This is a genomic window from Ralstonia pickettii (assembly GCF_000607165.1).
GTDB classification, from domain to species: domain Bacteria; phylum Pseudomonadota; class Gammaproteobacteria; order Burkholderiales; family Burkholderiaceae; genus Ralstonia; species Ralstonia holmesii.
This window is the reverse complement of sequence record NZ_JFZG01000025.1, coordinates 244,852-264,701: the sequence shown is the minus strand read 5'-3', so window position 1 is coordinate 264,701 and position 19,850 is coordinate 244,852. Positions and strand designations below refer to the sequence as shown.

Annotated in this window: 17 protein-coding genes; 10 read left to right on the top strand and 7 right to left on the bottom strand. The window is 63.5% G+C overall.

The window, feature by feature from the left end:
- Positions 1–47 precede the first annotated feature (47 nt).
- The gene (locus BG83_RS0123275) at positions 48–944 is read right to left on the bottom strand and encodes a LysR substrate-binding domain-containing protein (RefSeq protein ID WP_024979002.1); all 897 of its coding nucleotides are present in this window, start codon (positions 942–944) and stop codon (positions 48–50) included.
- Positions 945–1,062: 118 nt separating this feature from the next.
- On the opposite strand from BG83_RS0123275, the gene BG83_RS0123270 reads away from it, so the two are divergent.
- The 9 genes from BG83_RS0123270 to BG83_RS0123230 all read left to right on the top strand — a co-directional run bounded on the left by BG83_RS0123270 (position 1,063) and on the right by BG83_RS0123230 (position 12,472).
- On the top strand, positions 1,063–2,124 hold the full coding sequence (locus tag BG83_RS0123270; protein WP_024979001.1) for an SMP-30/gluconolactonase/LRE family protein: 1,062 nt from the start codon (positions 1,063–1,065) through the stop codon (positions 2,122–2,124).
- Between the two features lie 183 nt (positions 2,125–2,307).
- Complete coding sequence (gene kdgD / locus BG83_RS0123265; RefSeq protein ID WP_024979000.1) at positions 2,308–3,246, top strand: 5-dehydro-4-deoxyglucarate dehydratase; 939 nt, start codon at positions 2,308–2,310, stop codon at positions 3,244–3,246.
- Positions 3,247–3,273: 27 nt separating this feature from the next.
- Positions 3,274–4,845: an aldehyde dehydrogenase (NADP(+)) gene (locus tag BG83_RS0123260; RefSeq protein ID WP_024978999.1), complete on the top strand. Its 1,572-nt coding sequence runs from the start codon at positions 3,274–3,276 to the stop codon at positions 4,843–4,845.
- A gap of 99 nt (positions 4,846–4,944) precedes the next feature.
- Positions 4,945–6,297: an MFS transporter gene (locus BG83_RS0123255; RefSeq protein WP_024978998.1), complete on the top strand. Its 1,353-nt coding sequence runs from the start codon at positions 4,945–4,947 to the stop codon at positions 6,295–6,297.
- Positions 6,298–6,315: 18 nt separating this feature from the next.
- Positions 6,316–7,725: an enolase C-terminal domain-like protein gene (locus BG83_RS0123250; RefSeq protein ID WP_024978997.1), complete on the top strand. Its 1,410-nt coding sequence runs from the start codon at positions 6,316–6,318 to the stop codon at positions 7,723–7,725.
- A 35-nt stretch (positions 7,726–7,760) separates the two neighbouring features.
- A complete protein-coding gene (gene garD / locus BG83_RS0123245; protein WP_024978996.1) occupies positions 7,761–9,362 on the top strand; it encodes a galactarate dehydratase in 1,602 nt (533 codons plus the stop codon).
- Between the two features lies 1 nt (position 9,363).
- Positions 9,364–10,209 (top strand): NAD-dependent epimerase/dehydratase family protein, encoded by an 846-nt coding sequence (locus tag BG83_RS0123240; RefSeq protein WP_024978995.1) that lies wholly within the window; start codon positions 9,364–9,366, stop codon positions 10,207–10,209.
- A 4-nt stretch (positions 10,210–10,213) separates the two neighbouring features.
- On the top strand, positions 10,214–11,116 hold the full coding sequence (locus BG83_RS0123235; protein WP_024978994.1) for an SMP-30/gluconolactonase/LRE family protein: 903 nt from the start codon (positions 10,214–10,216) through the stop codon (positions 11,114–11,116).
- A 54-nt stretch (positions 11,117–11,170) separates the two neighbouring features.
- Complete coding sequence (locus tag BG83_RS0123230; protein WP_024978993.1) at positions 11,171–12,472, top strand: MFS transporter; 1,302 nt, start codon at positions 11,171–11,173, stop codon at positions 12,470–12,472.
- A 22-nt stretch (positions 12,473–12,494) separates the two neighbouring features.
- Here the strand turns inward: BG83_RS0123230 and BG83_RS0123225 are convergent, their stop codons facing one another.
- Positions 12,495–12,848, bottom strand: coding sequence for a hypothetical protein (locus BG83_RS0123225; RefSeq protein WP_024978992.1), 354 nt, complete (start codon positions 12,846–12,848; stop codon positions 12,495–12,497).
- 105 nt (positions 12,849–12,953) lie between these two features.
- Here BG83_RS0123225 and BG83_RS0123220 point away from each other — a divergent pair, with 105 nt between their 5' ends.
- Positions 12,954–15,689, top strand: coding sequence for an FtsK/SpoIIIE family DNA translocase (locus BG83_RS0123220; RefSeq protein ID WP_024978991.1), 2,736 nt, complete (start codon positions 12,954–12,956; stop codon positions 15,687–15,689).
- 26 nt (positions 15,690–15,715) lie between these two features.
- On the opposite strand, the gene BG83_RS0123215 is transcribed toward BG83_RS0123220, so the two are convergent.
- The 5 genes from BG83_RS0123215 to BG83_RS29445 all read right to left on the bottom strand — a co-directional run bounded on the left by BG83_RS0123215 (position 15,716) and on the right by BG83_RS29445 (position 19,327).
- Positions 15,716–16,195, bottom strand: coding sequence for a hypothetical protein (locus BG83_RS0123215; protein ID WP_024978990.1), 480 nt, complete (start codon positions 16,193–16,195; stop codon positions 15,716–15,718).
- A gap of 35 nt (positions 16,196–16,230) precedes the next feature.
- Complete coding sequence (locus BG83_RS0123210) at positions 16,231–16,941, bottom strand: hypothetical protein (RefSeq protein WP_024978989.1); 711 nt, start codon at positions 16,939–16,941, stop codon at positions 16,231–16,233.
- 28 nt (positions 16,942–16,969) lie between these two features.
- Positions 16,970–17,293, bottom strand: a complete 324-nt coding sequence (locus tag BG83_RS0123205) for a hypothetical protein (protein ID WP_024978988.1) — start codon at positions 17,291–17,293, stop codon at positions 16,970–16,972.
- A 155-nt stretch (positions 17,294–17,448) separates the two neighbouring features.
- Positions 17,449–18,483, bottom strand: a complete 1,035-nt coding sequence (locus tag BG83_RS0123200; protein WP_235193262.1) for an Imm71 family immunity protein — start codon at positions 18,481–18,483, stop codon at positions 17,449–17,451.
- Positions 18,484–18,841: 358 nt separating this feature from the next.
- The gene (locus tag BG83_RS29445; RefSeq protein ID WP_152543747.1) at positions 18,842–19,327 is read right to left on the bottom strand and encodes a hypothetical protein; all 486 of its coding nucleotides are present in this window, start codon (positions 19,325–19,327) and stop codon (positions 18,842–18,844) included.
- Between the last annotated feature and the right edge of the window lie 523 nt (positions 19,328–19,850).

Here is a 19,850-nt window from a genome sequence, read left to right as displayed (position 1 = left end):
TCCTGGTCGGGATCGCCATGGTTCAGCAAGTGCGGTGCCGCGTGAGTTCAGCGCCCCTCGGCAAGCGAGTTGTGCAGCACCGTCTTGAGCAGGTTGAACACCGGATTGTCGTTGTCTTTGCGATAGGCCATCCAGAGTTCGACCGGCTTGGCCGGCGTGGTGCGCACCGGGCGATAGACGACGCCCTCGAACTGCAGCATCGCCGCCGCCGCCGGGATAAGCGCCACGCCAATGCCTGCACGCACCAGCGCTAGCATCGAGTGGATCTGGCTGACGTATTCAACGATGTCGGGCAGCACCTCCGCACGCTCGAACAGGCTGCTCACCATCTGATGGAAATAGCGCGCCTCGTATGGGGAATACATCAGCAGGGGCTGGCCCTCGCAATCGCGCAGGCTGGGGCGTTGCGGCCAGTTGTCGGCCACGGCTTCCGGCAGGGCGATGACGAGCGCTTCCTGCGAGCACGGCACGGCAATCAGTTCACCGTGCTCCACCGGCGGGCGCAGCAGGCCGACGTCGATCTCGCGCGCATCCAGCGCAGAGAGTTGCGCACCGCTCACCATTTCTTTGAGCGTCAATCGCACGCCGGGTGAAGCTGCCCGCACGGCGCTCACCAGCGAAGGCAACTTCCCGTAGCCGACCGATGCGGTAAAGCCGATCGCCAACTGGCCCGCAGCGCCCGTCGCCACTCGTCGGGCCGTGGCGGCCGCCTCATCGGCCAGGCGCAGGATGCGCGACGCATCGGGCAGAAAACTGCGCCCGGCAGCCGTCAGCTTGACCGAGCGGCTGTTGCGCTCCAGCAGCTCCGTACCGACCTGGTGTTCGAGCAGGCGCACCTGGCGTGACAGCGGCGGCTGCGTCATGTGAAGACGCTCCGCCGCGCGCCCAAAGTGCAGTTCTTCGGCCACGGCAACGAAGCAGCGGAGTTGGCTGAGTTCAAACATCGATTCAAAACCTGTATGGATTGAGTCAGTGCTTATCTTGAATGGGAAAGATCGCCGGTGCAAGAATCGGCTCGCCCCTTCGGTTTGAAGGGCCAATAACAACCAATAGGAGACGAGCATGTCCATGGAAAGCGCGGAAGTCGGCCGCCGCAGATTTCTCAGGAGCGTGGCAGGCGCAGGGCTTGCAGCGGCCAGCGGCTTGGCCGCCGCACAGAAGATCGAAGGGTTCAAGCCGAACGCGCGTTACCCCGACGTGGCGGTGGAAGTGCTTGACCCGAGCTTTCTGAAATACCGCCTGTACAGCAGCTCGGTGGAGCAACTTGCCACCGGCATGCGGTGGGCCGAAGGGCCCGTCTACTTTCCCGCCGGGCGCTACCTGCTCGTGAGCGACATTCCGAACAACCGCATCATGAAATACGACGAGACGAACGGTGCGTTCAGTGTGTTCCGCGAGCCGTCGAACTACGCCAACGGCAACACGCGCGACCGGCAGGGGCGCCTCGTCACGTGCGAGCACTCCGTCACGCGTCGCATCACGCGCACCGAATTCAACGGCAGCATCACCGTGCTGGCCGATCAATACCAGGGCAAGCGGTTGAACGCGCCCAACGACATCGTGGTCAAGTCCGACGACAGCATCTGGTTCACGGACCCGACGTTCGGCATCAACGGCAACTGGGAGGGCTTCAAGGCGCAGCCTGAACAGGCCACCACCAACGTCTATCGGATCGACCCGAACGGCAGCATCCGCGCGATCATCACCGACCTCGTCAACCCGAACGGCCTGGCGTTCTCGCCCGACGAGAAGAAACTCTACGTGGTTGAGTGGAAGGGCACGCCGTCGCGCAGCATCTGGAGCTACGACATCGCGCCCGACGGCACGGCGTCCAACAAGACCAAGCTGATCGACGCCAACGGCGCGGGGGCGCTGGATGGTTTTCGCGTCGACAAGGACGGCAATCTCTGGTGCGGCTGGGGCTCGGACGGGCGCCTGGGCATCAATTCAGCCGACTACGACGGCGTGAAGATCTTCAACGCGCACGGCAAGCCGATCGGCTTCATCCACCTGCCGGAACGCTGCCCCAACCTGACCTTCGGCGGGCCGAAGAACAACCGCCTTTACATGGCGAGTTCGCACTCGCTGTACGCCCTTTACGTGGAGGCCGAGGGCGCGGTGTGACGCACCACTGACCAGACGCGGCCGCGCCGTCACGTGCGGCTGCAGCATCGAAATCGGAGACTTAGGGAAGACCCTGTATCAATACAAGTTCTGTATTAATCGAGTCAGCAGTTGGCTTGGACTTGAATCGATCCGGATGCAAGAATTCGCTCATCAACAACACGCATTCATCGCGAGCGAGACATGTCCCGATACAGCCCCAAAGAATTCGCCCAACAGATCGGCTCTGGTCTGCTGTCCTTCCCGGTCACGCACTTCAAGGCGTCGGACTTGTCGTTCGACGAGGCAGCGTATCGCGCCAACCTGAGCTGGCTGTTCAGCCACGATGCAGCCGGCCTGTTTGCCGCCGGTGGCACGGGCGAATTCTTCTCGCTCACCGCGGCTGAAACCGACCGCGTGGTGCGCGCCGCAGTGGCTGAAACTGCCGGCAAGATTCCGGTGATCGCCCCCGCTGGCCGCGGCACGGCCGAATCGATCGAATACTGCAAGGCCGCTGAAGCTGCCGGCGCCGACGGCATCCTGCTGCTGCCGCCGTACCTGACCGAAGCCTCCGCCGACGGCGTGGCCGCGCACGTGGAGCAGGTCTGCAAATCGACCAAGCTGGGCGTGATCGTCTACAACCGCGCCAACCAGATCCTCGACGAGAACCACCTCGAACGCCTGGCAGACCGCTGCCCGAACCTGGTCGGTTTCAAGGACGGCGTGGGCGACCTGGAACTGATGACGCGCATCTACGCCCGCCTGGGCGATCGCTTCACGTACGTGGGTGGCCTGCCGACCGCCGAGACCTTTGCGCTGCCGTACCTGACGATGGGTGTGTCGACGTATTCGTCGGCCATCTTCAACTTCGTGCCGAAGTTCGCGCTAGAGTTCTACGCCGCCGTGCGAGCGTTCGACAATGCCAAGGTCTACAAGATGCTCAACGAGTTCGTGCTGCCGTACATCCAGCTGCGCAATCGCAAGCGCGGCTATGCGGTGTCGATCGTCAAGGCCGGTATGAAGGTCATCGGCCGTGACGCAGGTCCGGTCCGTGCCCCTTTGACCGACCTGACCGACGCCGAGACGGCAGAACTGTCTGCGTTGGTGTCGCGCATTGCCGAAGTGGAAAAGCTGGCGGCCTGAGCGCAACCGAAAACACAAGGAATCGATATGCAATTGAGCGGCGAACTGTTGTTGGGTGCTGCCCGCGTAGCGGGTGGTGCCGGCAAGGTTCGCGCCATGAACCCCGCCACCGGGGAATGGCTCGAACCCGAATTCACCCTGGCCTCCAAGGCCGATGCCGCACGTGCCGCTGAACTGGCCTCCGCGGCTTTTGACGTTTACCGCGAGACCGCGCCGGAAACCCGAGCAGCCTTCCTGGAAGCCATCGCCAGCCAGATCGAAGCGCTGGGCGATGCGCTGATCGAACGCGCGATGGCCGAATCGGCACTGCCGCGTCCGCGCTTGGAAGGCGAGCGTGGCCGCACGTGCAACCAATTGCGCCTCTTTGCAAGCGTGGTGCGTGCCGGCGACGCCGTGGGCGCGCGCCTGGATTCGGCCCTGCCGGAGCGCAAGCCGCTACCGCGCTCGGACCTGCGCATGCGCCGCATTGCGCTGGGCCCGGTGGCGGTGTTTGGTGCGAGCAACTTCCCGTTGGCGTTCTCGGTGGCGGGTGGTGATACCGCGTCGGCGCTGGCTGCGGGTTGCCCGGTGGTTGTGAAGGCGCATCCGGCGCACCCGGGTACGTCTGAGCTGGTGGGTCGCGCCATTCAAGCTGCGGTTGCGCAGTGCGGGCTGCCGGAGGGTGTGTTCTCGCTCATCCTGGCGGACAACGAAGCAGCTGGCGCACTGGTGGCCGATCCGCGTATCCAGGCCGTTGGCTTTACCGGCTCGCGCGCAGGCGGTCAGGCGCTGTTGCGCATTGCGCAGGCCCGTCCGCAGCCGATTCCGGTGTATGGCGAGCTGAGTGCCATCAACCCCGTCTTCCTGCTGCCGGATGCACTGGCCAAGCGCGCTGCTGCGCTGGGCCAGCAGTACGTGGCGTCGCTCACGATGGGCGCGGGCCAGTTCTGTACGAACCCGGGTCTGCTGCTCGCCATCGACGGGCCGGAACTGGATGCCTTTGAGGCCGCTGCCGCTGCTGCCATGGGCGACGTGGCTGCGCAGCCGATGCTCACGGCGGGCATCCACACCGCCTACACGCGCGGTGTCGACAAGCTGGCCGCCGAGGCCAACGTGCGCTGCGTGGCACGCGGGCAAGAGAGCGACCAACCCAACCGCGGGCAAGCCGGCTTCTACATCACCGATGCGAAGAGCTTCCAGGCGCAGCCGACGCTGCACGACGAGATCTTCGGTGCCACTGGCCTGGTCGTGCGCTGCCGCGATGCGCAAGAGCTGCGCGCGCTGGCCGAATCGCTCGAAGGCCAGTTGACCGCCACGCTGCATCTGGATGCGGGTGACACAGACATCGCGCGTTCGTTGCTGCCGATTCTGGAACGCAAGGCGGGGCGCATTCTGGCCAACGGCTGGCCGACGGGCGTCGAAGTGTGCCAGGCCATGGTGCACGGCGGCCCCTGGCCGGCAACGACGGATGCACGCACGACTTCGGTCGGCACGGCAGCCATCGAGCGCTTCCTGCGCCCGGTGTGCTACCAGGATCTGCCGGCCGAACTGCTGCCCGAGGCACTGCAGGACGCCAATCCGCTCAAGCTGCGCCGCCTGGTGGATGGAAGCTGGGCCTGAAGCCGTAACAGTCGAATAGCAAAAACAACACGCCGGGCCGCACAGGACCCGGCAACTTGAACCGACCGGTACGACGGGTGCCGGCTTAAGGAGGAGACGATGGACATCAAGGCCCCCGCAGTGGGAGCACAGGCCGTGCCGCGCGCTGAGCGCATGAGCCGCGTGCGTTTCATGATCCTCGCGATGCTGTTTATCGTGACGACCATCAATTACGCCGATCGGGCGACCATCTCCATTGCCGGCTCGGCCATGCAGAAGGAACTCGGCATCGATGCCGTGTCGCTTGGCTATATTTTCTCGGCGTTTGGATGGGCCTATGTGATTGCGCAGATTCCGGGCGGCTGGCTGCTTGACCGCTTCGGTTCCAAGCGCGTGTACACGTTCAGCATTCTGCTTTGGTCGCTGTTCACGCTGGCGCAGGGTGCGATCGGCTTCTTTACCGGTGCGACAGCCATCGTCATGGTGTTTCTCCTGCGCTTCCTCGTGGGCGCGGCAGAGGCGCCGTCCTTCCCTGCGAACAGCCGTATCGTGGCAGCGTGGTTTCCGGCCAATGAGCGCGGCACTGCAGCGGCCATCTTCAACTCCGCGCAGTATGCCGCCACGGTGGTGTTTGCCCCGCTGATGGCCTGGCTGGTGCACGCGTTCGGCTGGCATCACGTGTTCATCGTGATGGGCGTGATCGGTGTCGTCATGGCGGTCGTGTGGAGGGCGTTCGTGCACGAACCGAAGGACCACCCGGGCGTCAACCGTGCCGAAATCGAGTACATCGAAGCCGGCGGCGGCCTGGTCAACATGGACCGTGCGGGCGTGGCAAAGACGGAAGGGCCGAAACTCGGCTACGTCAAGCAGCTCCTGCAGAACCGCATGCTGATGGGTGTGTACATCGCGCAGTACTGCATCAATGCGCTCACGTACTTCTTCATCACGTGGTTCCCGGTGTATCTGGTGCAGGCGCGCGGCATGTCGATCCTGAAGGCGGGCGTCGTCGCGTCGATTCCCGCGGTGTGCGGCTTCCTGGGCGGCATTCTGGGCGGGATCATCTCTGACGCGCTGCTGCGCCGTGGTGCGTCGCTGTCGGTGGCGCGCAAGGTGCCGATCGTGCTGGGCATGCTGCTCTCCATGACCATGGTGATCTGCAACTACGTCGATGCGCAGGCCATCGTGGTGGCGGTCATGGCGCTGTCGTTCTTCGGCAAGGGCCTCGGTGCGCTGGGCTGGGCAGTGAACTCGGATACGGCGCCCAAGCAGATCGCCGGCTTGTCGGGCGCGCTGATGAACACGTTCGGCAACCTGTCGAGCATCACAACCCCCATCGCCATCGGCTACATCGTCAACACCACGGGCTCGTTCAACGGTGCGCTGGTGTACGTGGGTATCCACGCCGCGGTTGCCATCGTCTGCTACCTGTTCATGGTGGGCGAGATCAAGCGTGTGGAACTCAAGCCGCTGTAAGCTACGGGAGCCTTGGAAGTGACGTTGCAATCGATCGAATCTGGCGCGCGCACCCATACACCGCGTGTGACGGAGATGCAGGTGATCCCTGTCGCGGGCCGCGACAGCATGCTGCTGAACCTGTGCGGCGCGCATGCTCCGTTCTTTACGCGCAACCTCGTCATCCTGAAGGACAACGCCGGGCGCACCGGCGTGGGCGAGGTGCCGGGCGGAGAGGGCATCCGTCAGGCGCTGGAACGCGTGATTCCGCTGGTGGTTGGTCAATCGATCGGTCGTACCAACGGTGTGCTGAACAGCATTCGCCGGGCGCTGGCGGGTGGCGGCAATGCCGCGCACCAGGCGACGGTGCACCAGGTGACCTCGGCCTCGGAAGCCGCCGTGCTGCGCCAGCCGCACGAGATCAACCTGCGCATGGACAACGTCATCACGGCGGTGGAGGCAGCGCTGCTCGATCTGCTTGGCCAGTTCCTGGAGGTGCCGGTGGCAGAGCTGCTCGGTGCCGGCCAGCAGCGCGATAGCGCGCCCATGCTCGCCTACCTGTTCTACGTGGGCGACCGTCGCAAGACCGACCTGCCATACCTGGATGGCGCCAACGGCGCCGACGACTGGCTGCGCCTGCGCCACGAAGCCGCGATGACGCCCGACGCCATCGCACGCCTGGCCGAAGCTGCCACCGCGCGCTACGGCTTTGCCGATTTCAAGCTCAAGGGCGGCGTGATGCGCGGTGCCGAAGAGATGGAAGCGATTGCCGCCATCAAGGCGCGCTTCCCGCACGCCCGTGTGACGCTGGACCCGAATGGCGCATGGTCGCTCAACGAGGCGATTGCGCTGTGCAAGGGCCAGGGGCATCTGCTGGCCTATGCCGAAGACCCGTGCGGACCCGAAGCCGGCTACTCGGGCCGTGAAGTGATGGCCGAATTCAAGCGTGCCACCGGCATCCCGACGGCCACCAACATGATCGCCACCGATTGGCGCCAGATGGGCCACGCCGTCCAGCTGCATGCGGTCGATATTCCGTTGGCTGATCCGCATTTCTGGACCATGCAAGGCTCCGTGCGCGTGGCGCAGTTGTGCGACGAGTGGGGCCTGACGTGGGGCTCACACTCCAACAACCACTTCGATGTGTCGCTGGCGATGTTCACACATGTGGCCGCTGCCGCGCCGGGCAACATCACGGCCATCGATACGCACTGGATCTGGCAGGAAGCCGAGGAGCGCCTGACGCATGAGCCGCTGCGCATCCAGGGCGGCCACGTGGCCGTGCCGGAGCATCCGGGCCTTGGCATCGAAATCGACATGGAGCGCGTCATGGCGGCCCATGCGCTTTACAACACCCTGGGCCCTGGCGCGCGTGACGACGCCATGGCCATGCAATATCTCGTGCCAGGCTGGATGTATGACCCGAAACGTCCGAGCCTGGGACGTTGAAGCAAAACCCGTTTGAATCAATCACGGAGTCTGTGATGTCTGAACCGACGCTGGCCCCTGAAGCCGGCAACGCAACTGAAAAGGCGCTGACGATCCGCGTGCACGATGGTGACAACGTCGCCATCGTCGTCAATGCACGCGGCTTGCCGGCCGGCACGGCACTGACCGATGGCACTGTGCTCGTCGAAGGCGTGCCGCAAGGCCACAAGGTGGCGCTGGTCGACCTGGCCGAAGGCGACGCCATCATCCGCTACAACGAGGTGATCGGCTATGCCGTGAAGCCGCTTCCGCGCGGTAGCTGGGTCAATGAGCACGCCGTGAAGCTACCGTCCGCACCCGCGCTGGATGAGCTGCCGCTGGCCACGCGCCCCGATCCCAAGCTGGCCAAACTGGAGGGCTACACCTTCGAGGGCTATCGCAACGCAGACGGCACGGTCGGCACGAAGAACGTGCTCGGCATCATGACCAGCGTGCAGTGCGTGGCGGGTGTGACGGACTACGTGGTCGGCCGCATCAAGCGCGAGCTGCTCCCGCGCTTCCCGAACGTTGACGACGTGGTGGCGCTCAACCACGTGTACGGCTGCGGCGTCGCCATCAATGCGCCGGCCGCCATCGTGCCGATTCGCACGCTGCAGAACCTGGCGCTGAACCCGAATTTTGGCGGCGAGATCATGGTGATCGGCCTGGGCTGCGAAAAGCTCGTGCCCGAACGCCTCGTGCCGGAAAGGCTCGCGCCGGGTGGCCGTATTCCCATCGAAGTGGCAGGCACGGCGGATTCGCCGGTGCTGCGTCTGCAGGACGAAGCCTTCGACGGCTTCATCGGCATGACCGACGCCATCATGGAGATGGCCGAGCGCCGCCTGGAACACCTGAACAAGCGCCAGCGCGAAACCTGCCCGGCGTCCGATCTCGTGGTCGGGGTGCAGTGCGGCGGCAGCGACGCGTTTTCGGGTGTAACGGCCAACCCCGCAGTGGGTTTTGCGGCGGACCTGATCGTGCGCGCAGGCGGTACCGTGATGTTCTCGGAAGTGACCGAAGTGCGTGACGCCATCCATCTGCTTACGCCGCGCGCCATTGACGAAGACGTCGGCCGTGCGCTGCTGCGCGAGATGGCCTGGTACGACAACTACCTGAGCGGCGGCCAGACTGACCGCAGCGCCAACCCGTCGCCGGGGAACAAGAAAGGCGGCCTGTCCAACGTGGTGGAAAAGGCGCTGGGTTCGATCGTCAAGTCGGGCAGCACGCCTATCGTTGACGTGCTCGGTCCGGGCGAGAAGGTGCGTCGCAAGGGCCTGATCTTTGCCGCGACACCCGCGAGCGATTTCGTGTGCGGCACGTTGCAGTTGGCCTCTGGCATGAACCTGCAGGTATTCACCACCGGCCGCGGCACGCCGTATGGACTGGCCATGGCCCCGGTCATCAAGGTATCGACGCGCAAGGCGCTGTCCGAGCGCTGGCACGACCTGATCGACCTCGACGCCGGCCGCATTGCCACGGGCGAAGCGAGCATTGCCGACATCGGCTGGGAGCTGTTCCACCTGATTCTTGACGTGGCGAGCGGCCGCAAGGAAGTTTGCGCCGACAAGCTGGGCCTGCATAATGCGCTGGCGCTGTTCAATCCCGCCCCGGTGACCTGATATGACCACTGAAGTACACGTTCAACCCGACCCGCTCGCGGGTGTGACCACGCGTTGCCACCGCCTGCTGCTCACTGGCGCAGGCGGCAACCTCGGCAAGGTGCTGCGCGAGCGTCTGCCCAAATACGCCGATTTTTTGCGCTTGTCTGATATATCAAATCTTGGCGAAGCGCGCACCGGCGAGGAGCTCGCACCGTGTGACCTGGCGGATGCGAAGGCCGTCGATGCGCTTGTCGCCGGTACGGATGCGATCGTGCATCTTGGCGGCGTGTCGGTCGAGCGGCCGTTTGAAGAGATCTTGCCGGCCAACATCGCAGGGACCTACAACCTGTACGAAGCTGCCCGTCGTCATGGCGTGCGCCGCATCGTGTTCGCCAGCTCGAACCACACCATCGGCTTTTACAAGCAGGGTGAGGTGATCGACAGCACCTCGCCCACCAAGCCCGATGGCTACTACGGGCTGAGCAAGGTGTTTGGCGAGCAGCTGGCCAGTTTCTATTTCGATCGCTACGGCATCGAAACGGTGGCCATCCGCATCGGCTCTTCGTTTGCAGAAGCGAAGGACCGCCGCATGCTCGTCACCTGGCTCGGCTACGACGACCTGGAGCAGCTTATCCGCCGCGCCTTGTTCGTGCCGAGCGTGGGTTTTACCGTGGTGTACGGCATGTCGAACAATCGCGACCGCTGGTGGGACAACCGCCACGCCGCGCACCTTGGCTACACACCTACGGAGACGAGCGAGATCTTCCGCACACAGGTCGAAGCACAACCGCCGCTGCCCGCCGATGACCCGGCTGCGCAGTACCAGGGCGGAGCGTTTGTCAAAGCCGGCCCGTTCGGAGACTGACGCAATGCAAGTGAATGTAGAGCCGACTGTCGAGCGCGTTGGCAGCATGCAATGCGGTGTGGGCGAAAGCCCCATCTGGCACGCCGGCGAGCAGGCGCTGTACTGGACGGACATTCCGGGCCGCAGGCTGTGGCGCTGGAACTTCTTCTCCGGCCAGACCAACAGCTGGGCGCTGCCCGAGATGGCCGGCTGTATTGCCATGACGTCCAACGGTTGGGCGATGGCCATGGAGACGGGCATCTTCCTCGCACCACAGCCCCGCGCCGGCGCCGAGCTTGGCCCGCTGCAGCGTCTCGCCACGGTGGCGCACTCGCGCCCTGACATGCGCTTCAACGACGGCCGCTGCGACCGCCAGGGCCGTTTGTGGGCCGGCACGATGGTGTTCGACACCTCGCTAGGTCTGCCGCTCGGCAAGCTGTATCGCTTTGACGCGGAGGCCGCTCGCGCCGGGCGTGTCGATGCCGTCATCGACGATCTGATCGTGCCGAACGGCCTGGCCTTCAGCCCCGACGGCAAGACGATGTATCTGTCGGATTCGCACGCAAGCCGCCAGACCATCTGGGCCTTCGACTACGACGTTGACAGCGGCACGCCGCACAACCGCCGCGTCTTCATCGACATGAATGCGCACCCGGGCCGCCCCGATGGCGCTGCGGTGGATGCCGACGGCTGCTACTGGATCTGCGGTAACGATGCGGGGTTTGTGCATCGCTTCACGCCGGACGGTCGTCTCGATCGGAGCATCGCCATTCCCACGTCCAAACCTGCCATGTGCGCGTTCGGCGGGCCTGGGCTGGATACCCTGTTCGTTACGTCGATCCTGATCGGCGACGACCCGCTCTCGGGCGCCACGTTTGCCGTGCGCCCGGGCGTGACCGGATTGCCGGAACCCGTCTTGCACCTTTGAACCTGCAATACGCCCCGCACACAAGAACACACCGGGGCTCTTAGGAGACAACACATGAAACCCATCAAAGGCTTGCGCTGGTGGATCATCGTCCTGGTACTCAGCGGCCTGATCATGAACTACCTGGCCCGCAATGCGCTGGCCGTGGCGGCGCCCGAAGTGAACAAGGTGCTGAACATCAGCACGCAGCAGTACGGCTACATCGTTGCGGCATTCCAGGCGGCCTACATGGTGATGCAGCCAGTGGCGGGTTACGTCCTTGACGTGCTGGGCACCAAGCTGGGTTTTGCGCTGTTTGCGGCGGCGTGGTCGGTGGTCTGCCTGCTGCACAGTACGGCGGGAAGCTGGCTGTCGCTGGCCGCGTTCCGCGCGATGCTCGGGATGACGGAAGCAGCAGGTTTTCCTTCGGCGCTGCGGGCAACGGCGGAGTGGTTCCCAGCCAAGGAGCGGTCGATTGCAACCGGCTGGTTCAACATTGGCTCCTCCGTGGGCGCGGTGGTGGCGCCTCCGCTGGTGGTCTGGTGCATCTTGCACGGCAACTGGCGCTTTGCCTTTGTCGTGATCGGCGGGATCGGGTTGGTGTGGAGCGTGCTGTGGTTCCTGCTGTATCGCGTGCCGGCCAAACATCACCGCTTGTCGGAAGAGGAGCGCGATTACATCCGCGCCGGCCAGGAAACCTCGGACGACCACGCGAATGCGCCCAAGCCCTCGTGGGGCAAGATCGTCAGTGGCCGCCGGTTCTGGGGCATCGCCATCCCGCGCTTTCTGTCGGAGCCGGCGTGGCAGACGTTCAATTATTGGATTCCGCTTTATATGGCCACCGAGCGCCATATGAACCTGAAAGAGATCGCCCTGTTTGCTTGGCTGCCGTTCCTGGCGGCAGACGTGGGCTGCGTGCTCGGTGGCTATCTGGCGCCGTGGTTCCAGAAGCGCTTCTCGGTATCGCTCGTGACGTCTCGCAAGCTGGTGATGGTGACGGGCTGTCTGTGCATGATCGGCCCGGCTTGCATTGGTCTGGCGACGAGCCCCTACACGGCGATTGCGCTGTTTTGCGTGGGTGGCTTTGCGCACCAGACGCTCTCTGGCGCGCTCTACACGCTCACGTCTGACATGTTCGGCAAGCATGAAGTCGGCACGGCCGTGGGGCTGGCAGGCATGTCGGGCTACCTGGGCGGCATGCTCTTCTCGCTGGCGGTCGGCACGCTGGCAACGACCATCGGCTACAACCCGCTGTTCGTGGCGCTGGCCGTGTTCGACATCGTGGCGGCCATCCTCGTGTGGACCATGCTCAACGATAACCAGGCGCGTCCGGTGCCAGTGCAGCGAGGCGGAACGGCGCCCAGTACGGCGGTTTGATTTCTCTTGTCGCCAACGTCGATCACGCAGCCCGCTGAGCAATCTTCGGATTGAGCTTGGCAGGGCTGAGCGGGTCGAAGTCGACCCACTCGCCGTTGCGCCAGCGGCCTGCGGCTTCTTCGACATCCATCCCGCCGGCGCTGGCCAGAATGCGCGCGGCTTCGGCCTCGCGCTCGGGTGTCACGCGCGCCGCCAGCAGCACGCCGGAATGGCGCGTGCGCAGGGTGGCGTCGTGCGGCTGCGCGGGATTGGGCTCGTCGCGGGTGGCGAGCATCGCACCCGCCAGCGAGCCGATATAGGCGCCCACCCCGGCCGCGACCACCGAGAACAGCACGGCCGCGTGCAGCGCAAGCACACGGGCCACTGCATCGGGCACGCTGCGCTGAATCGTGTTGTCAGTAAGCCCGGCCGGGTGTTTTTCGGTCGGGCGATTCTCATGACGGTGGCGCGCCCCGCTACAATCGCGGCCTGGCATTTGCAGATGGCGTTTGAAATGGTGCTTGGCTGGTTTGGCATTTCCACCGTGTGGCTGCTGCCGTTGGTGTGGCGGTACGTAACGCGCGCGCTGGCGGGGGAGCGGGATTTTCTGAAAGGCCGGGGCACCGTGCGGCTCTGGCTGGTGACGCTCGTCGCCCTGAGCGCCAGCGCCGCGCTTGAAGCCCTGACCTCTGGCGCCGATCCGCAGGACAAGGCCGGAGGTGCTGCCGGGCGCGCAGTATCGTCGCTGTTCTCGCACATGCTGGGCTGGACGGGCGCGTTCCTGCTGATGCTCGGTGTGCTGATCTGGGTCGCGCCCATGGTGTTCGGGCGATCGTGGGGTCAAGTGTTCAACCGCCACCGCACTGCTGATACCGAGGCGTCTTCCGAGCCGGACACACGCCACGATGAGCCCGTTGACGACGGCTTGAAGCCGACCGCGCTCGGCCTCGGCGGGGCAGGGGAGGCGCGTTGGAGCGGTAACACCGGCCCCGCGCAGCCGGCCGTGCGTCACCGTGGCATCGAAGCCGTTTCTGCGCGACGGCAGCCCGCATGGCAGCCACCCCCGCGCACGCGCCCCTCGCCGCCGCAGCCGGGCGAGATCTGGCCGCTGCTCGACGCAAAGAAGGGCGCGCCGGCAGACGCGCCCGCAAGCGCGAAGACGGCGCCGCCTGCCGCAGCAGCCATTCCGCCGCAAGCGCCTCCAGCACGCCCAAAGCCGCGTGCCACCATCGTCAGCAGCCCGTTCCATCAACCACAACTGGGTCTGCAGACAAAGGCACCAGCGCCAGCGGCACCTGAGACGCAGGCTACGCCGCCAACCGAGTCGGTTGTCCTGCCCGAGCCGACGGCGCCGGAGCTGGTGGAAGCGCAAGCCGCCGTTGCAGAAACCCAGACCGTCGACCTGGATGCTGTACGTCAGGAGGCGGAAGCGCTCCTGGCCGAACTGCGCGGGCTGATGGCGCCCGCCGTAGCGACGATGCCCGAGCCGGAGGTTGCCGAGCCGGTAGTTGAAGCTGAAGCCGCTCTGATTGTCGAAGCACTGCCCAAGGCGGAAGTGCTGCCCGCCACGCCGGTTATCGAGCCGGTCGCGCAGCCCGAAGCAGCACCTGCATTGCCCACGCCCAAGCCGCGCATCGTCTTGCCTGCCGTGGTGGGGGAGGTGGTGTCACGTGCGGCACCGGCAGTCGCCGCAGTACCCGTGCCGGCACCGGCGCCGGCTCCTGTTCCGGCTCCTGCTGCACCGCGCATCGTCGACTACCGCTTGCCGGGCGCCGCATTGCTGACCGCCGCATCAACCAGCGCGGAAGCGGTCTCCGCCGAACATCTGGAAGAGACCAGCAACCTGATCGCCCAGCGCTTGGCGGAGTTCAAGGTACCGGTGACGGTCGTTGGCGCCTCGGCCGGCCCGGTCATCACGCGTTTCGAGGTCGACCCCGCGATCGGCGTGCGCGGCGCGCAAGTCGTCGGGCTGATGAAGGATCTGGCACGCGCGCTGGGCGTGACGTCCATCCGCGTGGTCGAGACGATTCCGGGCAAGACGTGTATGGGCCTGGAATTGCCCAACGTCAAGCGCGAAATGATCCGCTTGTCGGAAGTGGTGAACGCGGCGGATTTCCAGTCGCACGCGTCGCACCTCGTGCTGGCCATGGGCAAGGACATCACCGGCAACCCGGTGGTGACCGATCTCGCGCGCGCACCGCACCTGCTCGTGGCCGGCACGACCGGCTCGGGCAAATCGGTGGCTGTCAACGCGATGATCCTGTCGATGCTGTACAAGGCCACGCCCGACGACGTGCGCATGATCATGATCGACCCGAAGATGCTGGAGCTCTCGGTGTACGAGGGCATTCCGCATCTGCTCGCGCCGGTCGTGACGGACATGAAGCAGGCCGCGCACGCGCTCAACTGGTGCGTGGGTGAAATGGAAAAGCGCTACCGCCTGATGTCGGCCCTGGGTGTGCGCAACCTGGCCGGCTACAACCAGAAAATCCGGGCCGCGGAACAGGCCGGCCGCAAGGTGCCGAACCCGTTCTCGCTCACGCCCGATGCGCCCGAGCCGCTCTCGACGCTGCCGCTGATCGTGGTCGTCATCGACGAACTGGCCGACCTGATGATGGTGGCCGGCAAGAAGATCGAAGAACTGATCGCGCGCCTCGCACAGAAGGCCCGCGCCGCCGGCATCCACCTGATTCTGGCGACGCAGCGGCCGTCGGTGGACGTCATCACCGGCCTTATCAAGGCAAACATTCCCACGCGTGTGGCGTTCCAGGTGTCATCCAAGATCGACTCGCGCACGATTCTCGATCAGATGGGCGCCGAATCGCTGCTTGGCCAGGGCGACATGCTGTTCTTGCCACCGGGCACCGGCTATCCGCAACGCGTGCACGGCGCGTTCGTCGCCGACGAAGAGGTGCACCGCGTGGTCGAACACTGGAAACAATTTGGTGAACCCGAGTACGACGAGGCCATCCTCGCCGGCGATCCAGCCGAAGCTGCCGCGAGCGGGGATTTGTTCGGAGGCGAAAGCGCAGACGCAGAAGCCGATCCGCTCTACGACGAAGCCGCGGCGTTTGTGCTCAACACGCGCCGCGCGTCGATTTCCTCCGTGCAGCGTCAACTGCGCATTGGTTACAACCGTGCCGCGCGGCTGATTGAGCAGATGGAAGCGGCTGGGCTGGTGTCGCCGATGGGGCGCAATGGGCAGCGTGAGGTGCTGGCGCCCGCTGCGGGGGAGTAGTTGATCGCCCCTTGAAGGGCTGACGGCTATGGCGCGACGTACTCGATGTATAAGACCCACTCGCCGGCATTCAGGGGGACTGCGATCGCGCGTTTGGCGGCCTGGCTCGTCAACGCTCTGATGTTGTACGCCGTACCGCCTGGCGCGGCTGCTCGTTGCAATGCGTCTTTCTCTGCCTCGGAAAGCCAGGCACGCAGGAACGCTTCCGGAACTGCGGCCGCTTCACCAATGCGGGGCTGATTCGCGATGATCGCGTTGTCGGGGCCCTGTGGCCGGATCGCAGCGATCAGGGCAACGTAGTCCGTCGGCCCTGGTACGCCTTCGTCGTTGCGCTCTGGAAGGGTGGCTATCTCGAAGCGGGCAGCCGCGGGAGGCATGCTGAGGTGGATGTGCTGCGAAAGTGCTGTAACGTTGGTGTTAGGGCGCGGATCGTCTGGCGTGCAGCCTGCAATGGCGACTGCGATGCAGAAGAGCCCCAGTAATCGCGAAAGGCCTCTCTTGCTCATATCACTTTGCACGCTGGTGTCGCAGCAGGGCACGTTCAAGTGCCCGCCGTGACAACCAATGATTGCCGCCACTGCTCAAGTTGTGCCTCGCCTTCCTCGTCCAATTTTCCCACCAAAGTTCCATACCAATCGACGATCCTGTCGTTCGGCATGTTTGCCTTGAGAATGGGCAGGCTGTTCTCCAGGAAGCTGAGGAAGAACGGGATGCCGCGCATGTACAGAAAATGCGAATCCGTAATGCGGACATGCGCATAGACATCGCGCAGCCAATCCAGGTACGGCAACGCTTCGGCCATGTGCCCGCTCTGCGTGAGCGACGAGATGAACTGCGTGCGGGCCGTGACGCTGGACATTTCGTGCGTCTGCTCATTGACCTCGTCGAACTTCACCAGCCACGCTTCGCCGCGCTTCAATTCGCCGCACATGACCGAGGTGGTCGCCAACTGTAGTGCGTTGTGCGCGCTGGGCTCCTGTTCGAACAGCGCAAGCCAGTAAGGAAACGCCTCGGGATAACGGCGCATGTCCGAATAGGCGAGCGCGCAGAGGCGGTTGGCGTCGGCGTGGTGACTCGCGTAGGGCGCAGCAGCTGCGATGGCAGCTTCGTGCTGGCCTTGCTGGTAGGCCTTCAGGGCAGAGGCGAGTTCGGGGGCGATGTCGGCGGAGGTGTCTTCGTCCTTTGGCGGTGACGGCGGGTTGGTGGCCACTTTGGTGGTGTTTCGACCGAATAGTTTTTGCAGAAGACTCATAGTTTGTTCCAGAAACTGTGCTGTAGCACTAGAGTTTGGGCTCGCCCTGATCCGTATCCCACTGCCAAATGGTGCTGCCATAGTCGTGATGCGTTAATCGGATGAAGCTGTCGTCGAGCATCAGCGCCGTTTGGCGGAAATTCGGAAGCGCACGCTGTCCCCAGACAATGTCGGGTTGTAAAGGTTGCGGGCGACTGCGATAGTCCGCTGGGAGTTTTGTCATGAATCGAGCAAGGCAGTCTTCCACATGGTTGACCGCCGCGTGCCACGCGTTGCGCATCGCGCCGAAGTACTCGACAGAGGTGTGGCGTTCGAGCAGATAGATTTCCTGCGGATAAAGCGGCGTGCTCATTTGGAACTTCGCATCCGGTGATTGGGCGGTCGATGTCGCCGTCGATGAAAGTCGGCAGCACCTGCGTGCCGGCGCACGGCAGGTGATTGCCAGGGGTGAGCGACGAGCGAACGAGCCCGTTGCCGCTTTAAGGCGATAAGGCGTTTGCCCCCCGGCTACGCCCGCGCGAGCGTCCAACGAGATTTTCTTCCCTGATGCATCGGTAGGATGTCTCCTGCTTGGAGTGTGATGCTGGCTTGTAGGTCATGTTCGGCCAGCCAGCGGCCCGTTTGGGGAGCCGGCTGCCCACTTTCAGCCCAGATGAGCAGATCGGGAGTAGCAGACACAGTTGCCGAAGCCTCTTCTTGTGCTGACTCTGGCTTCAGGAAGACGTAATCCCGCTCCTCGTCGGGGATGGTGCCATCCTCGTAGCGGGTATCGCGCCAAAGAAGGCGCCACGTGGTCGGTAAACCGCGTTCTTCGGCGTAGGCGGCCATGTTGGGGGCGTTTGAGCCGCCGTGCAGATAGCTCATTGTGCCGACGATGGGAAACGACCCCTTGGGCTGTTCGTTGTTTCGGAACAGGCTGAACAGTTTTGGCTTGGGGGCATCGACGGGTTCCCAAATACCCGAATAGGGCGTCATCTTTCCGCTGGAGACCAGCACGTCCTCTTTGGGGTCCGGCACATCAGGCAGGGGACTCGGAAATACCATCTGATTGAGTTTCGCCCTGAGGTAATCGTTGCAGAACGTGTAGGTTTCCGTATCGAGGTAGCGAGGCTCAAGAATGTCGGGAGCGCACTCGCCCCAAGCCGCACACAGCTTCACCAACGCTTGGTGAAACTGTGTCCAGCCGGGGGTGTTGCCTTCATCGCGTTGCAGTGTTTCCCCGTCCTCCATGCGGAATAGCATCTTCTCCCAATACGTCGGTAGGCGGTCGGCCATAGCCAGTTCGCCATTCGCATCAAACTTGAAGATGCGTTTGTCGCCTTTCTTGAGGCGAAGCACGGCCTCTTCGCAATGCGCTAGCCCGTTGAGGATAAGTTTGTAATCCGCAGCAGGGCCGCCCGGTTCTGTGGCTCGGCGGGCACAGTCTTCGGCCGCCTGAGCCCAAGCCTGATAGAACCCGAAGATACGGTTCCATGCGGTGTAAGAACTGATCTGCTTGAGCCAATAAAAAATCTGCTTGCGTTCGTGCTCGGTCGGCAGCATGACGCCACCTTGTATAGCTAGATTCGTGGTCATGGAATAACAACGACTTCGTGGTTGTCTTTGGCGGCTTCTTCGTGTTCAGCCACCTTGGCGGTATGCACGGTGCGGCTGTCGGAATGCCTGATGCACGTGCCGTGTCGACGATGTTCTTCCCAAGATCGAACCGTATTTCTGTCGTTCCTTCTCCTGCACTCTTGGCACAAAACAGCTAGCTGCCCATCAGCGTGTGGGGCTGGCGCCGGGTGGAGGGGAATAGTGCTTGCCCGCAAGCGTTCCCCGGGGTGGAGCAACGGATTGAGCCCTGCCGCATAAGGACGGGGGGCTAGTGCGCAACATACCCGAGATAAAAACTCGGAAGCTACTTGGCAGGGCAAACGCCACGTTCAATTGCGGGATCAACCACTTTCAACTTTCCGTTGGGTTGAGGGATCAAGCAAAAGTTTGCGCCGTAGACGAAGTCTGCGTCGTACGGGACAAGGCCGATTCCATACAGCACGCCGGGCTGGAGCTTTTTGGGTTCCGTCAGAATATTGGCGCCCCCGATAGCCTGGCCATAGGTGAGGCACTCGCCGCGCTTCAGATAGAGCGGTTTCGAAGATTCCGGAACCTCGACCTGCCAGTATGACTCACTTCCAAAAGACCCCGTTGCATGAGAAACGCCGACGAAATGGACCCGAACAGGTTGATTTCCATTCTCATCAGCCGCCGCAAGACATACGACAGGCAATTCACCTGTTTGTTTAACTGCGAGCCCGATCGAACCCTTTGAAGTCGCGAAGCTACACGACGAAATGAAGAAAAAATAGAGAAATCCGGCAGCTTTATTTCGGAAGATTCGATGCATTGTCTGGATCTTTCAAAAGAGGGTCAAGCACCTGCCTTAGTTGGTTTGGTGTACCAACATTTCCGGCGTGAATGACGGCTCCATAGTCTTTCAATATACAGAGGGCAAAATAGTCTGAAACCAGATTGCCCTGCTGCTCCATGTTGTAGTCACTAAAAACCTGGTTCGACTCTATCTGATAACGGTAGGCGCTGTTCCCTCGAATGGTCACTGTCAAGCCATGCAAGCGGACAGAGTATCCTTTTTGGTACTGCCAAACGTGCGTCATTTCGTGCATGAACCACGCGCGGTTCATGTTTACGGTACGTTTCTTTTTCTCATTTGGGTTTTGTGAGAAATCCTCGACGAAATCTTCGTCCAGGAAGTACATGTTTCCATTCGGGGTGACCGCGGTATCTTTACTTTGCAAGTCAAACCAGAAGTAACTACCCCGATGAACTCGTACTCGACTGTAATCGACGCTGTCCTTGAAGACGGTTTTGGCCATCTCGATTTCGCCTTCTGTCAGGGGGCGCTCGTCACC